This is a genomic window from Desmospora activa DSM 45169 (genome assembly GCF_003046315.1).
Taxonomy (GTDB): Bacteria; Bacillota; Bacilli; order Thermoactinomycetales; family DSM-45169; genus Desmospora; species Desmospora activa.
In genome coordinates, this window is record NZ_PZZP01000003.1 from 112021 (window position 1) to 125269 (window position 13249).

The 13249-nt window shown below is 41.2% G+C and carries 14 protein-coding genes; all 14 read right to left on the reverse strand.

From position 1 onward, the window contains the following. Nucleotides 1–4: 4 nt before the first annotated feature. The 14 genes from C8J48_RS16630 to C8J48_RS16695 all read right to left on the reverse strand — a co-directional run bounded on the left by C8J48_RS16630 (nucleotide 5) and on the right by C8J48_RS16695 (nucleotide 13240). A complete protein-coding gene (locus C8J48_RS16630; protein ID WP_107728389.1) occupies nucleotides 5–1345 on the reverse strand; it encodes a VWA domain-containing protein in 1341 nt (446 codons plus the stop codon). Between the two features lie 756 nt (nucleotides 1346–2101). Continuing rightward, a complete protein-coding gene (locus C8J48_RS16635) occupies nucleotides 2102–2293 on the reverse strand; it encodes a hypothetical protein (protein WP_107728390.1) in 192 nt (63 codons plus the stop codon). 239 nt (nucleotides 2294–2532) lie between these two features. Next, on the reverse strand, nucleotides 2533–3219 hold the full coding sequence (locus C8J48_RS16640; protein WP_107728391.1) for a hypothetical protein: 687 nt from the start codon (nucleotides 3217–3219) through the stop codon (nucleotides 2533–2535). An 11-nt stretch (nucleotides 3220–3230) separates the two neighbouring features. Continuing rightward, the gene (locus C8J48_RS16645) at nucleotides 3231–4019 is read right to left on the reverse strand and encodes a hypothetical protein (protein WP_107728392.1); all 789 of its coding nucleotides are present in this window, start codon (nucleotides 4017–4019) and stop codon (nucleotides 3231–3233) included. 150 nt (nucleotides 4020–4169) lie between these two features. Further along, nucleotides 4170–5192 (reverse strand): hypothetical protein, encoded by a 1023-nt coding sequence (locus tag C8J48_RS16650; RefSeq protein WP_107728393.1) that lies wholly within the window; start codon nucleotides 5190–5192, stop codon nucleotides 4170–4172. 120 nt (nucleotides 5193–5312) lie between these two features. Further along, on the reverse strand, nucleotides 5313–6119 hold the full coding sequence (locus C8J48_RS16655; RefSeq protein ID WP_170105652.1) for a peptidoglycan DD-metalloendopeptidase family protein: 807 nt from the start codon (nucleotides 6117–6119) through the stop codon (nucleotides 5313–5315). Between the two features lie 10 nt (nucleotides 6120–6129). Then, entirely contained in the window at nucleotides 6130–6510 is a 381-nt protein-coding gene (locus C8J48_RS16660) for a TadE/TadG family type IV pilus assembly protein (protein WP_107728395.1), read from the reverse strand. Between the two features lie 24 nt (nucleotides 6511–6534). Then, the gene (locus C8J48_RS16665) at nucleotides 6535–7146 is read right to left on the reverse strand and encodes a hypothetical protein (RefSeq protein WP_107728396.1); all 612 of its coding nucleotides are present in this window, start codon (nucleotides 7144–7146) and stop codon (nucleotides 6535–6537) included. After that, nucleotides 7127–8452, reverse strand: a complete 1326-nt coding sequence (locus C8J48_RS16670) for a VWA domain-containing protein (protein WP_170105654.1) — start codon at nucleotides 8450–8452, stop codon at nucleotides 7127–7129. Before C8J48_RS16670 ends, C8J48_RS16665 begins: the two co-directional genes overlap by 20 nt. Nucleotides 8453–8526: 74 nt before the next feature. Beyond that, nucleotides 8527–8760, reverse strand: a complete 234-nt coding sequence (locus tag C8J48_RS16675; protein WP_146160524.1) for a hypothetical protein — start codon at nucleotides 8758–8760, stop codon at nucleotides 8527–8529. An 87-nt stretch (nucleotides 8761–8847) separates the two neighbouring features. Continuing rightward, complete coding sequence (locus C8J48_RS16680; RefSeq protein WP_107728399.1) at nucleotides 8848–9756, reverse strand: type II secretion system F family protein; 909 nt, start codon at nucleotides 9754–9756, stop codon at nucleotides 8848–8850. 12 nt (nucleotides 9757–9768) lie between these two features. Continuing rightward, a complete protein-coding gene (locus C8J48_RS16685; RefSeq protein ID WP_107728400.1) occupies nucleotides 9769–10692 on the reverse strand; it encodes a type II secretion system F family protein in 924 nt (307 codons plus the stop codon). After that, complete coding sequence (locus C8J48_RS16690) at nucleotides 10689–12056, reverse strand: TadA family conjugal transfer-associated ATPase (RefSeq protein ID WP_107728401.1); 1368 nt, start codon at nucleotides 12054–12056, stop codon at nucleotides 10689–10691. Before C8J48_RS16690 ends, C8J48_RS16685 begins: the two co-directional genes overlap by 4 nt. Before the next feature lie 11 nt (nucleotides 12057–12067). Continuing rightward, the gene (locus C8J48_RS16695) at nucleotides 12068–13240 is read right to left on the reverse strand and encodes a CpaE/TadZ family protein (RefSeq protein ID WP_107728402.1); all 1173 of its coding nucleotides are present in this window, start codon (nucleotides 13238–13240) and stop codon (nucleotides 12068–12070) included. Nucleotides 13241–13249: the final 9 nt, after the last annotated feature.

Here is a 13249-nt window from a genome sequence, read left to right on the forward strand (position 1 = left end):
CCGATCAATTTAGCTTCTCTTGTTCAGAATCCCGTTGATAGCGCACATTTTCCTGAATCGCATCCCGATTATGCCGGACACGTGACTGCAACTCTTGCTTGACTTGATTTGAATAATTACGCAAAGCACTATCCCGGCTGTAAAAACGGGATCTTACTTGCGAGATAAGTGAGTAATCAAAATCCCGTTCCTCTTCTAAGTAGGTAAGCGCATCTTTAAAATGGACGTGTTCCCAACTCGACAACCGGCGCATTTCCTGATGATACTGTTCCAGCGCACCGATCTTGTGCGCAGCAATGGTTTGCGATTTTTCTATATGGACATCGGCCCACTTTTGCCATTCCTCATAGAGGCGACTAAATTCCGCTTCAAAATATTCCTCCAGCCCCACTTTGGATTCCACCGATTGAAAGTCTCCACCACCAGCGTTGGCGATATCATACAGATTTTCCTGTTCTTCTTCCTCGCCTACATCAAATCCGATGATGTTGACCACCGCTTCAATATCCGACTCATAAAGGTCCTCGGCAGCCGCCACCGGGTCGCCGTCGCATGTTTCAATGCCATCACTTACGACATAGACAATATTTTGTACATTTCCGCCAGTATGACCAGCAAGGGATTCCTTTGCTTTTTCAATCGCACCTGCCAACGGTGTCCAGCCCGCCGGTTTCACTTTATCCAAGGAGGACTGAAATTGTTTGTTGTTATATTCGCCCAAGGGATAAGCTTCGGCAAAACTTTCGCAGGAGAGCTCCTTGTCACTTTTGCTGTTGCTTCCTTTGTGACCGTATACCTGTAGGGATACGTTGGCCCCTTTGGGCATATTGGAGACAAAATCTTTAATCGACGATTTGGCCAGGTCCATCTTTTGTCCGCCATCCACCTTCTCCGCCATACTGCCGCTGGCGTCCAAAAGGATGACAACGTTGACCTCCTGCCCTTTTGGCAACTCAATCGCGCGGACACTGCCTGGTCCTGCTTCAATATCGATCACAGAGGCATCAAAATCTTGATAATCCTTCACAAAGGGACGATAATCTTCCGCCAACAATTTGATCAGTTGAGATTCCAGTTGATTGGCCGAGATCGAAGGGGAGATCTTGTCCAATTCCGCCCGTACCTTTTTTAAATCATACTTCTTTCCCGCATAGGTTCCCGGTTCCCGCAAGACATCGACCGATTCCAGTTCGCCAGGTGCTTTTAGTCTAGAATAATCAGGCCCTTTTTTCTCTTCTTTCTTCTCTTCTTTTTCATCCGGTGGCTCCGACTGTACCAACAAAGAACAACCCGTCGTCATCACCAATATCACGACCAGGAGTCCCGTTCCGATTCGTTTCCACATCAATCTCGTTCAAAAGCCTCCTTGTGATAAAAATAAAAAGTGGAACAAAAGCCGCGAATCTCCCCCTCTTATTCGCCGCTCCCGCCTCCATCATAATAGAAGGTGCAACCATCTTCCACCTCCTTGCAAGAATATTTTACCACATCACAAAAGAAACCTACATTCGGAATTAGGAGTAAAAAAGAAAACACCCTGGTGGGTGTTCTTAATGTAGGAGGGTGGGCTACTTGGTAGGATAGACGTTTATCTTAATCACCAATCAGCATCATCTACCCTAGCCAATACATATGTAAAGATTTTTAAATCGATAGCCCACTACTGTATTACTTATCATTTTTAAATAGAAAGGCTCCGCCAGCCGTAAATGCGAAGCCCTATCTCTGAAAAATATTTAATCGTTGTTATATTCATCGATTTTTCCCTATATTTCATTCCGATTTTTTTGTGCCTCATCCTTTTACCTTATTATTTCCTTCTTGACTATTATTGAAAATCTCCCTATCTAGCTTATGATACTTTCCCCAAAAATAACTGTGGATCTCACTCCATCTGTTTCCGATATCGCTTCGAATCCCTTGATCCTTTTCCTGTTCTTTTAAGTAATCGATCGCTGCCCGAATACTTTCTTTTTCTCTTTTTTGCTTTTCTATAGTATCTCTCGTTAGCTATTTAGTGGAAATCGCCTAAAAAAGATGTCGGCGTTTATACGAGTCTAATGTAATCATTCTAGTTAGAAATGTCATATTCACAAATAACCTAATCAACATTCTTCTTTTTAAAAACCTTCTCATCCCGTTGTTCCCCTCTACTAAGGGAAATCCCACCGATAACGAGTGCCACAGGTATAAAGAAGTTAAAAAACGCTCCCTGCTTCAATGTCAATAATTCCACCACGGTATAGATTATTGCCATTCCAATCATCATAAAGCCTAGGTGTTTTCGGGTCATTAAAGATACCTCCTTTACATTATTCATATGCATTACCAGGCTTTGGATTGTTTACTGGCAGCTCTTTGCTATTGTTCCTGGTCTTATTCCAATTTTAGTATCAAGTAATGCCATAAATTTCCCTCCATAGTAAATCCCCTTTAAGTATACAGTCAGGAGTTCCTTTTTACTGTCTTCTCAAAGGGGATCATATCAATTTCTCATCAAATTGGAAATGCTTTTGCTTTTGGTTTATTACATCAAACTGCCGATTTCCCCTCGCCAATCCAATCAAGGTATTTTACAGTAAGAAAAAAGTACATAATTGGAAAGTAAAAGACACTAGCCAAAAAGTTAACACTTAATATTATAAAATAGCTTTCCGTTAATAAATTGGTTACAAACATACTAACCATAGAGATAAACCACTCCATCAAAGTAAACAGAAATATAGTGAGAAAAAGGCTTAAAAAATGAGATTTACCAAAAGCAAGGGCTTTCTTTATACTTTCTTTCCATGTTGCTTCTTCGATAACAAATACGAAGGGAAAGGCAAAGAATAGAACAGAGATTATAATCCCCGGAATCACTAAAAATACCATCCCTATCGATACAGCGATAACATATCCGATGCTCACCATATAGACAGGAAACATCAGTCGCATAAAAGCATCGTAAGCTGATCTCAATGATGTGTCTTTTTCCGTCAAAGTATTTTTAGCCAATTGGATAAAGGGTATCGAGACTACAGATATGGAAATTAAGACACAAATACCATTAATCCAATCTGCCATAAACAACACATCTGCCATACCGTAGTAGAAGTATAAGTAATTGGATAACACTATCAGCACAACTTGAACCGGCAGTAGAATGGTAAAACCAAGTATTACAATTTTAAGTAAGTGTTCTCTATATATAGAAAGAGATTCCCTCAATGTAGACATCGTTCCGCTCCTCACCTGGGGTTTCTTGTATTAGCCAATATTTCTTTAAACGCCTCTTCCCCCGATTCATTTCGAGTTACATCACTCTGAACATCTAAAACAGCATCCAACTCGTCCTTATCAAACAACATACTGCGGTGTTGTGTTTTAATCTTTTGTAAATCCCATCTTCCTTTCAGATCCCATAGGGGAATCTCCTTAGAGAGAAAATCAATTACTTTCTCCCTGGATTCCTTAGTTTTAAGAAACAGCAAATGTTGATTATTCTTAGCGTGAAAAAGTTGATTCCAAGCTTTATCTAATTCTTTTTCCATCGATTGATCTGCATAATTCCCAATTACTTTCTGCTGAATTCGCTTTGCTACTCGATTAGCCTCCTGGATCTCTCGATATTCCTTTAAAATCCCTGTGGGTACCTCCATAAACTCCTGAAAGGATTGTTTAACTTCATCTGACATCTTCACTTCGTACTTTTGATACATCTGTTCTAACAGCTTAGATTGCTTATGCCAAACCTCATCAACAGTATGAGCCCAACCCTGACCATGGGTAATAAAAAAACGTAGAATTGTATTCACACTGACAGCTAATCGGATAATGGTCTTAGCTTCGGAGACAGGAGGAACCGTACTGTCTTCTTTTATAGCTATATGTCCAACAATCTTTTTTTCTTTCCAATAAATCGCGTAATTATAGAATTGATTCTCATACTTTACTCTCCAATTAAAGATCTCCTCTTTTTCCCCGGGCTTCTTGTATTGCAATACTTGATCAACGACTTTTCTTGGTAGAATACTCATAACAATCCTCTTTTCTAGCGGGATCAAACAACCCTACTTTTTTAGGGAAGGAATGGACTCTTTAATCTAATCAGAATCCATTCCCACTGTTCCATCAACGATCTAAGAACAACATTTTCCGATGAGCACTAGCTCTGTGTGATGTCTCACTTAGGAAAACCAGCCCTTTACCGTATTCCAACCAGAGCTCACTCTTTCGCTTACCGTATTCCAACCAGAGCTCACTCTCTCGCTTACCGCATTCCAAGCACGTCCAATCTGTTCCCGATTAGCATAAATAGTGCTTACTCCCCATGCTAGACCACCAACGATAGCCATTCCCGCTGCAAGCGGTGGGCAAGCTGCTGCTACCAAAGGTGCACCGGCCATCAGAGCCCCGCCAAATCCTCCTGCTGCTCCGAAGATAGCATCTGTTCGCTCCTGACCTGATGTAGTAAAGGCTCTATAAGTATGATAGATTCCTTCTCCCGTACCGATCGCCACTCCAGCCCAAGCAGCAAACTTCCCTAACCCAGTCATCGGTTTGGGTATACTGTCAGACATTCGAGCTAAAGCAGCAAAATCCCCGGCAGCTTCTAGTCTTTGCGCTTGCTGAAGTGCCATTGCACCCCTAACATTGCTGACTACATCAATTGTATTATCTACACCTTGCCAGGTATCTAAAGCCGTCTTCCAACCGGAATTCGCAGGAACGGCTAGTCCAAGACCACCCCTTATGATATTGCCTGCAAAGTAGTTGTACCCCATATGCCTTCCAGTAAAGCTATTAAGATTAGTGTTAGAGGGGTCATCTAACATGACTCTCGCAGCATCGACTAACCTAACTTGTCCGACAACAACATTATTAAAGACATATTTGAGCGAGTTATAAAGTTGCTGACCATTTGTGGTACCATTATTATTCCCGTTACCCTGGTTGCCATTGTACTCATCTGGATCTTGATTTTGATCCGAATTATTATACTCATCAGGAGCCCGGTATTGCTCCGGTTCTTGATATTGCTCCGGTGCCTGATATTGCTTTGGTGCTTGATATCTTTCCGGTGCTTGATATCTCTCCGGTGCTTGATAATTATCAGCGTAGGTGATAGGAATTGTAAAAGGGAGGATATTAGAGATAAGATAAAAACTTAATAATACAATCGCTATTTTCTTTTTTATTGATCGACTCACTGGACACACTTCCTTTATTATGAATCCCCGAACTAGTGCGGTCAACATCGAATAGGAGTGACCAATTTTTTGGACCGCACTTGTACTCGGGTTCTAATAAAATGAAATCAATCCACTACTTTAAAAAATATACGGTTTTGGATCCTGAGGGACGTTATTTACCCTTATTTCAAAGTGCAAATGTGGCCCAGTTGACCACCCTGTATTGCCAATTCCTCCTATGCGCTGCCCTCTTGTTACCTGTTCTCCTTGGGTAACCCTAATGTATTGTGATTCCTGATGGGCATACCGGGAAACAATGCCTCCGCCGTGGTTGATATCAACGGTATATCCATATCCGTTCATCCAACCCGCGTAAGTAACTACCCCGTCACCTATAGCATATATCGGGGTGTCATACGGCCCTCCAAAGTCAAGTCCTGAATGAAGCTTATACCCTCCATTAACTGGATGCCATCGCATACCGTAATCAGATGTAATAATGGGATTTGCAACCGGCATACCAAATTCTCCGTCTCCCATAGGCGGCATTTCTAAACCGGCATAAACATTAACTGGCTTCACAACTGGAGCTTGTGCCTCTGATGTATACGTATAGGGAGTCGATTTCATAAACAGAATGGGGATTTCGGTTTCAGCTTTCGCAACCGCTTCATTGTTATCTATTTCTACAGTGAAGTTTTTCATTTGGTAATTGCCCCAATCACCAAATGATTCTTCGCCTTGTTCTTTTCCTTTTTCTGCATCACCGGTTGTAGCAGCAACCCTCACTGCATCTCGCAGGGCGGCCTGAGTATCCATAATCCCTTTTCCCAATACAACCGCTTGCCAGAGTACCATTGTCATTAATATAAACAGGGGTAATATGATTACAAACTCTACAGTAGATGCCCCTTTTTTACCTAAACGAAAAAGTCTCGGGATCATTTCATCCTCCTCATTCATTCATAACGGGAGCGATCACTTCAGTTTGATATGGAAAAATAGGCAAACCTTTCACAACCGGATGAATTCCTATTTCTGCTTTTGCTGTTGCTTTTTCGTCCTCTAGTTCAAGGTGGATGTCATTTAATGTATAGTACGCGGCACTCTTAAAACGATCCCTTGCAAGTTGTTCTACATCTGCTTTTGGTTCTCCCATGGCCAAGTCCCTTGATGCTCTACTCAACCAATCCTGGGTTTCTAAAATTGCTATCCCTGCTACAACAAATTGCCACACAAAAAGAGTCATAAAAAGAAAAAGCGTTAGGATAATGATGGACTCGACTGTTACACTTCCCTTACGTTTTGAAATGTGCCTTTTAAATATGGATTTCATCTCATTGGGCACCTCTTGATTTCGTTAATATCGAACTTCCTCAGCGGACGAATCTGGAATCCATTCAAAAAAACTTCTTTTTGGTCCAACACTACTCCCTTTCACTCGATCATAAGGAATAGCATCTTTGAATAATTGAGGCTCATAAGGTGTTTCTGCAATTACTTCTACCCGCCCCCCTTTTGAAAAGCGAACCACTCCAGACTGTCCTCCACCATTTTTTTCAGCATACTCCCGCGCAGTTGACTGTATTTGATTTTCATATTTTTTAATTACCCTTCTCATAAATGTTTCTCGCTTCGCTTCCGTTCCTAAAAGATAGTTGTATGGATCAATATAACCGGGATCTCCAGGTTGCAAATCCCCATTTCTCCTTGCTAAATTTGTCATTTGAGCTATGCGTTCCCTCTGTACCCATTCATCCATTTTTTTTGTGATAGCCAAACTTATGGCATCGGCGGAACTCATGGAATACGAATGGCCAATCCATGCTGTTGCCATAGAAGCTAGGAATGATAGAAATACCATAAATACCGGAAGAGATACCACCCAAATAACGGTGGCATTCCCTTCTTTATTAGTAAATCTTCGGTGAAAAAACCTCAAAGTTAACAGATCAGTTATCTTTGTTTTCATCTCTTTTTTCCTCTATTTCAGATTTTGCCTTTTCACGTTCTTCACGCAGCCTTTTTGAGATGTCTCTTTGGAATTTAAGCGCACGGCTTGTTAATTCTCTATCTCTCTTGTTAATCAAAGATCTTAAATTAATTAGGTCATCCACCTTTCCCATCTCATTAAGTGTTTCAACCCCCTGTAACAAATGTTTTTTCTCTACTTTCACCAACCCCCTTAAACCATTATCATATACCAATTCATTCATTCTTTGATAATTCTCAGCCCAAATCTTGTCTGCCTCCAATCGATTTTTGGTTCTCCAAACATCCCATTCCCGTTCAATCCTTTTTTGTTCCGCTTTTAAATAACTATCCAGATCACTACCGGAAAGGACATTTTTATAGGTCCCATTAGAGGCTTTGGCCATATCCATCAATTGCTTTTGTCCTTTATTGTCTACATTAAACCCTAAGATGTTGATTACGGTTTGTGCTCCAGCATCATTCAATTCACGAGCCGCTTTGACGGGATCACCGCCACAAGTTTCTTCACCGTCACTTACCACATACACGATGTTTCTCGTTTTTCCGTCGGTTTTTTCTACTGCTTTCGTTGTTTCATCAATCGCACTCGTCAATGGGGTCCATCCCGTCGGTGAAAATCGATCCAACGCCTGATTAAAGCGCGATTGCTTATATGCGCCCAATTCATATACTTCTTCATTACTCTCACAGGAAACCTGTTTATCTTTTTCTTGATTGCTGCCTTTATGACCGTATACTCTCAAGGATACGTTAGCATCTTCAGGCAATTCCTTCGTAAAATCCTGGATCGCTTTCTTGGCCAGATCCATCATAACTCCCTCCCGCACTTTTCCAGCCATACTGCCGCTCGCGTCCAGTAACACAAACACATTGATCTGCTCAAGTTCTGGAAGCTGGATCTCTCCATCTGGAGTTTCTACATGAGGTTGATTGGAAGGATCAAATGCTTGCAATTCTTGATATGTACTTTGGTAATCCTGTGCTAGGTAATAAATTAAATGATCGTAAATCTCCTCTTCTGAAAGCCCTTCGGGTATATTTTCCAGGACTTCTTTTAATTCGTCTTCATTAAGTTCCCCATTTTCCATTAACCGACCTGGGTTCTGCATAAAAATCTCATCCGGATCGGTGGCGGCAGTGGGGATTTTTTCCTCACTTCGTTCCCTTGCTTCTTCCTGCGGTTCTTTATTGCCGGCATCTTGATTGGATACCGGATTTGAGGGATCTTTGCTACATCCCACGACCAACAGAAACGTCAACAAGAGAATTATTGAACGTTTCATTATCATCAAAGCCTCCCTTTTATTGAGATGGCCGTCAATTGACGGCCACCCTTATCACTATCATCCATGACTTATTAGTCGTCATCGCCACCACCGGTAATTGCGTTTGTCACCCGTTCTTGTAATTCAGAGAAGATTGTATTATCATCATCCGAAAATACCGCCACCAACAAAGCGGCGAATAAAGCTCCAGCAGCCAAAATCCCGACATATTCCAGTGTGGGCGAACCTTTTTTACTTGCCAGGGGTTTTCTGAAATTTGGCATATACTCTTTTGCTTCTTCCAACATCATTTTCACTTTACTCAACATAAGTCCTCCTTAAATTAAATATCCTTTCCAGCTCCTACAAAACAACATTATTCACTAATTCCTACGCATCACCTCCTGAAATCATTAAAAAATTTCTTTTGCAACAAAGAAGGAATAGATAAAGGCAGACAAGATCAACATCACAATGGAAGGAGCAATAACAAACGCACTAACCAATGATATTTTAGGTGCTGCTTTCCCTGCAGCCTCTTTTGCTTTCTCTGCCCGCATACGCCGCATTTCCTCTGCTTGTAGAGCAAAAGTTTCAGCGATAGGGGTGCCGAGATTGTTAGCCTGAATCATACTCTGTATTAAAGCTTCCAATTCCGTTGATGTTGTACGCTTCATAAGGGAACGATAAGCCATCTCCCTTTGGACACCAAAGTTAATCTCTTGGTGCATACGTCCAAACTCATCGCTTAAGGGACCTTTATTAGTTGAAACATAATAAGCCAAAGCTTCATCTAATCCCATACCCGCCTTAAGCGTAATACTCATCATATCCATGAAATCGGGTAACTCCATCCTCATCTCTTCTTGCCTCTTCTTAGCCAAATACTTTATGAGAAGCATGGGAGACAAGTAACAAACAACAGGTAAAAACACCAGCAGAATAATTCCCATTGGAAACCCGATCAGGAACAAGAAAAAGCCCACGCCACCCCCAAAAATAGCTCCCAACATCTTGGCTCCATTAATACGGTCTGTGGTTAAACCATAAGGATTTCCCGCCAGAATAAGGTCTTGTGTTATTGTTTGAGAATCACTCATTACCTCTATTTTACTACCGCGTTCAGCCATGGCATCCATCCAACGATGGAGTATATCCAGTTTGTTGAATTCCTTTGCCATGACATTTCGAGGAGTAATACGTTTAGCCAGCTGTTTATCCACTTCTTGATGATCACGGCGGAAGAAAATATAATTCAAGCCTGCAAACAGGAGTAAAAACCAAATAATTACTGCTATAACAAACAAAGCAAAGGATTCCATGGCTATCCCTTCTTAAAATCGAATATCGGCAATTTTTTTGACGAGGAAAAACGCAAGTACCTGCATACCAACAAAGATCACCAAAACAATCAAACCATATATGGAAGTAAAAAAGTCAAAGAAACCTTCAATCATTTGGCTCATCATTATAACAATTAGAAGCGAAATCAACGGAAGTAGGTAGGCTGAATATCGCGCCTGCGAGATGGAAGCATCAATCGTTTTGTTAATAATTTTTCGCTCTTCCATTGTATTTGCCATTTCGCTTAAAACCGTAGCCAAATCTCCACCTGCTCGCCGCTGGATGATCAAAGCATTTACAAAGACTTGTATATCTTTACTGTAAACACGTTCAAGCATATCATTTAACGAGTGTTCCAAATCTCTACCCAATTTAGTTTCTCGAACAACAATCCCCACTTCATCCTTAATCGGTGACGGCAGTTCTTGGATTACCAGTTCCAAACCTTGAGAGATTGATAATCCAGCTCTTGCCGCACTGGATAATAGTCGACAAGTTTCGGACAGTTGATTGTTAATCCTATTAATATAAATCATTTTTCTGGAAGCTAAAAACATTTTGGATGCAATCGGAATTAACATTGTAGTTATAAACAACCCCACCCATAAGGGAGCTTCCAGCAAAAAGGAAAAAAGAAAGAGTAGAAATAAACCGACCGCGAACAATAATGCTCCATACTCTGAAGGACGGATATTTAAGCTCGCTCTCTTTAACTGGGGTTCCAACCGTTTAGCCCATTTCTGCTGATCCAATTTATCTGCTAATCGATCTGACCAGCGCTCTTCTTCAACAAGACTGGTTAGACCGCCCATAGTTTCGAATGTTTGTTTTTTTGCTAAACGGTAGTGTAAAATGTAAAACCAAACCATAAGAATGCAGAAAACTGACATTCCTCCTAGGATGGCGATGATCATGTCATAGCCCCCTGTGTTACTGGCTTAAATATTTGTGGATCTACGGGTACACCATATGCTTTAAGTCGATCGATACAGCCTGGGATTTTTCCGGTGGCAGTAAAATATCCTTCCACTTGTCCTTCTTCGTTAACATTAGTTTGAACAAAGCGAAAAATATCTTGTACCTTGATAGAGCCATCAGGTTGCTCAGAAATCTCCGTAATCTCTAGCATTTTTCTTTGCCCGTCCGGTAAACGGCCAATTTGAATAATTAAATCGACTGCCCCCACAATGTACTGACGAATAATTGTTGAGGGCAAGTCCATTCCTGACATCATCACCATCGCTTCCAGACGACTTAAGGCGTCAGAAGGGGAATTTGAGTGGATGGTAGTCAACGAACCTTCATGACCAGTATTCATTGCTTGCAACATGTCAAAAGCTTCTGATCCCCGTACCTCACCGACAATGATTCGATCAGGACGCATCCGTAATGCATTTCGAACCAATTGGCGAATGGTAACTTCACCTTTTCCCTCAACGTTCGCGGGGCGTGCTTCCATTCCCGCAACATGTCCATGAGGAATGCGAAGTTCAGCCATATCTTCAATGGTAACAATCCGTTCATTTTCAGGTATAAAACAAGCCAAGGCATTAAGTAGTGTCGTTTTTCCGCTACCTGTTCCCCCTGAAATAATAAGATTTAATTTTGCTTGAACCAGACTGTTTAGAAATTGAGCCATTTCAGGGGTTAAACTCCCAAATGAGACCAAATCATCTAAAGCGATTGGTTCTTTTCTAAACTTCCTGATAGAAATAAGTGTCCCTTTTAGACTAACTGGGGGAATCACCGCGTTTACACGAGAACCATCGGGTAGACGAGCATCTACCATTGGAGAACTGACATCAATTCGACGTCCGATAGGAGCTACAATTCGATCAACAACATGACGTAAGGCCTCTTCGTCCCGGAATTGAATATCGGTCTTATGCAATCGTCCTTTTTTTTCAAAGTACACTTCCTTTGGTCCGTTAACGACGATCTCTGTAATGTCTTCATCTTCCAACAGGGACTCCAACGGACCGTAACCCACTGATTCGTTGATAATACGTGAGATAAGCCGTTCACGACCGTGTTGGGTAATAACCACTTGCTCATCAGCCAGATACCGGCCAATCAAACGATCAAGAGTTATTCTTAGTTCAGAAGATTGCATTTGGGTTAACTTTTCTAAATCCGTTTCCCTAAGCAGACGTGCTTTAAAATGCTTGGCTAGGTTATCTAGTTGAGTATCATGCATCGAAGAAGCTTGGCGAGTAGAGTTTTCCCTCTCCAATGATTTTTGTTTGTTATTTTTTCGAGTTTGAGAAAACAGAGACATTCTAGTACCCCCTAAGCAGATTTCATAGAATCCATCGTTAACAGCCAACGGGCTAGCTTTTGAATGTCCCGACCAAATAAGGGTAAACCACGTTCATTACGGGATGTACGAATTAGTTTACCTTCGTTTAAGATTCGCTGAATACGCTTTGAATCTTCCCGTAAAGATGCGATAACTGGAAACGGGAAGTGCTTGGCAACATCTTTTTGTGACAGCTCGGTTTCACGGCTCATCCGATTCAAAATTATATTCAAACGGTTTGCTGGGTCAATGCCTAATTTAGAGAAAAGATCCAACACAGAATTAAGTACGGTCATTGATAACATATCAGGGACGAGCACGCATCCAATCTGATCTGCTTCTTCCAATACTGTATAACTGATAGGTGTCATTTCGGAAGGGAGATCCACCAAAATGTAATCATAATACAATCGTGCAGTACGCAACAAGCGTTCAACATGTTCTTCTGTAACTAGTTCCGCTACTTCCGCATTTACCGGGCTTACTAAAACCTCGATTTGTGATTTCGGTTCAACCACCGTTACACTACGTATATGGTTATCGTTTAATTCTTGTAATACGGGATCAAGATCATAGATATTCCTCTCATTTGTTAATTGTAGGATTGTCTCGACCCCTCCGTATTGGAGATTTAAGTCGACTAGTAGCACACTGGAATTGGAATCCAAGCCAATGGTTTGGGCTAAAGTAGATGTGACAAGGCTTTTTCCTTGGCCTCCTTTGCCACTATAAAACGCCATCACCTTTCCTTTTGCCCAATTTGAAGTAAAATCATCTTTATCCTCTTGACTTTTTTCAAAGGCTTGTACAGCTCGACCTAATACATCTTCTAAAGCTTGGATTTCATCTGGTAAGAACAAAATATCAAATGCTCCCGCTCGATTTAAATCCCTGGTGCGCAATGGATCTTTTTGCTCAGTTAAATAAACAATCAATGCACCTGAAACTTCCTTAGATATATAAGGTATCAGCTGAATACTATTAGCATTTTTTTGTTCATGTAATACTACAATATCCGGTTTCAGTCGGCTGATTTCCTTTCTAACTTCAACCGGTTTCAGGGAGTGAATTTCTGAGAATATAGTCGCTACTCTTGAACTTATATCCTCCGTTTGGTGTTTGTCCTCGCTCACAATAAGGAGTTTATGATGAGTTGTTGTCACAGTTTTACC

Bases quoted from the DNA above. Each gene is read 5' to 3' on its own strand.
- C8J48_RS16630 (WP_107728389.1), bottom strand. From the start codon at position 1,345: ATGTGGAAACGAATCGGAACGGGACTCCTGGTCGTGATATTGGTGATG.
- C8J48_RS16635 (WP_107728390.1), bottom strand. From the start codon at position 2,293: ATGACCCGAAAACACCTAGGCTTTATGATGATTGGAATGGCAATAATC.
- C8J48_RS16640 (WP_107728391.1), bottom strand. From the start codon at position 3,219: ATGTCTACATTGAGGGAATCTCTTTCTATATATAGAGAACACTTACTT.
- C8J48_RS16645 (WP_107728392.1), bottom strand. From the start codon at position 4,019: ATGAGTATTCTACCAAGAAAAGTCGTTGATCAAGTATTGCAATACAAG.
- C8J48_RS16655 (WP_170105652.1), bottom strand. From the start codon at position 6,119: ATGATCCCGAGACTTTTTCGTTTAGGTAAAAAAGGGGCATCTACTGTA.
- C8J48_RS16660 (WP_107728395.1), bottom strand. From the start codon at position 6,510: ATGAAATCCATATTTAAAAGGCACATTTCAAAACGTAAGGGAAGTGTA.
- C8J48_RS16665 (WP_107728396.1), bottom strand. From the start codon at position 7,146: ATGAAAACAAAGATAACTGATCTGTTAACTTTGAGGTTTTTTCACCGA.
- C8J48_RS16670 (WP_170105654.1), bottom strand. From the start codon at position 8,452: ATGAAACGTTCAATAATTCTCTTGTTGACGTTTCTGTTGGTCGTGGGA.
- C8J48_RS16680 (WP_107728399.1), bottom strand. From the start codon at position 9,756: ATGGAATCCTTTGCTTTGTTTGTTATAGCAGTAATTATTTGGTTTTTA.
- C8J48_RS16685 (WP_107728400.1), bottom strand. From the start codon at position 10,692: ATGATCATCGCCATCCTAGGAGGAATGTCAGTTTTCTGCATTCTTATG.
- C8J48_RS16690 (WP_107728401.1), bottom strand. From the start codon at position 12,056: ATGTCTCTGTTTTCTCAAACTCGAAAAAATAACAAACAAAAATCATTG.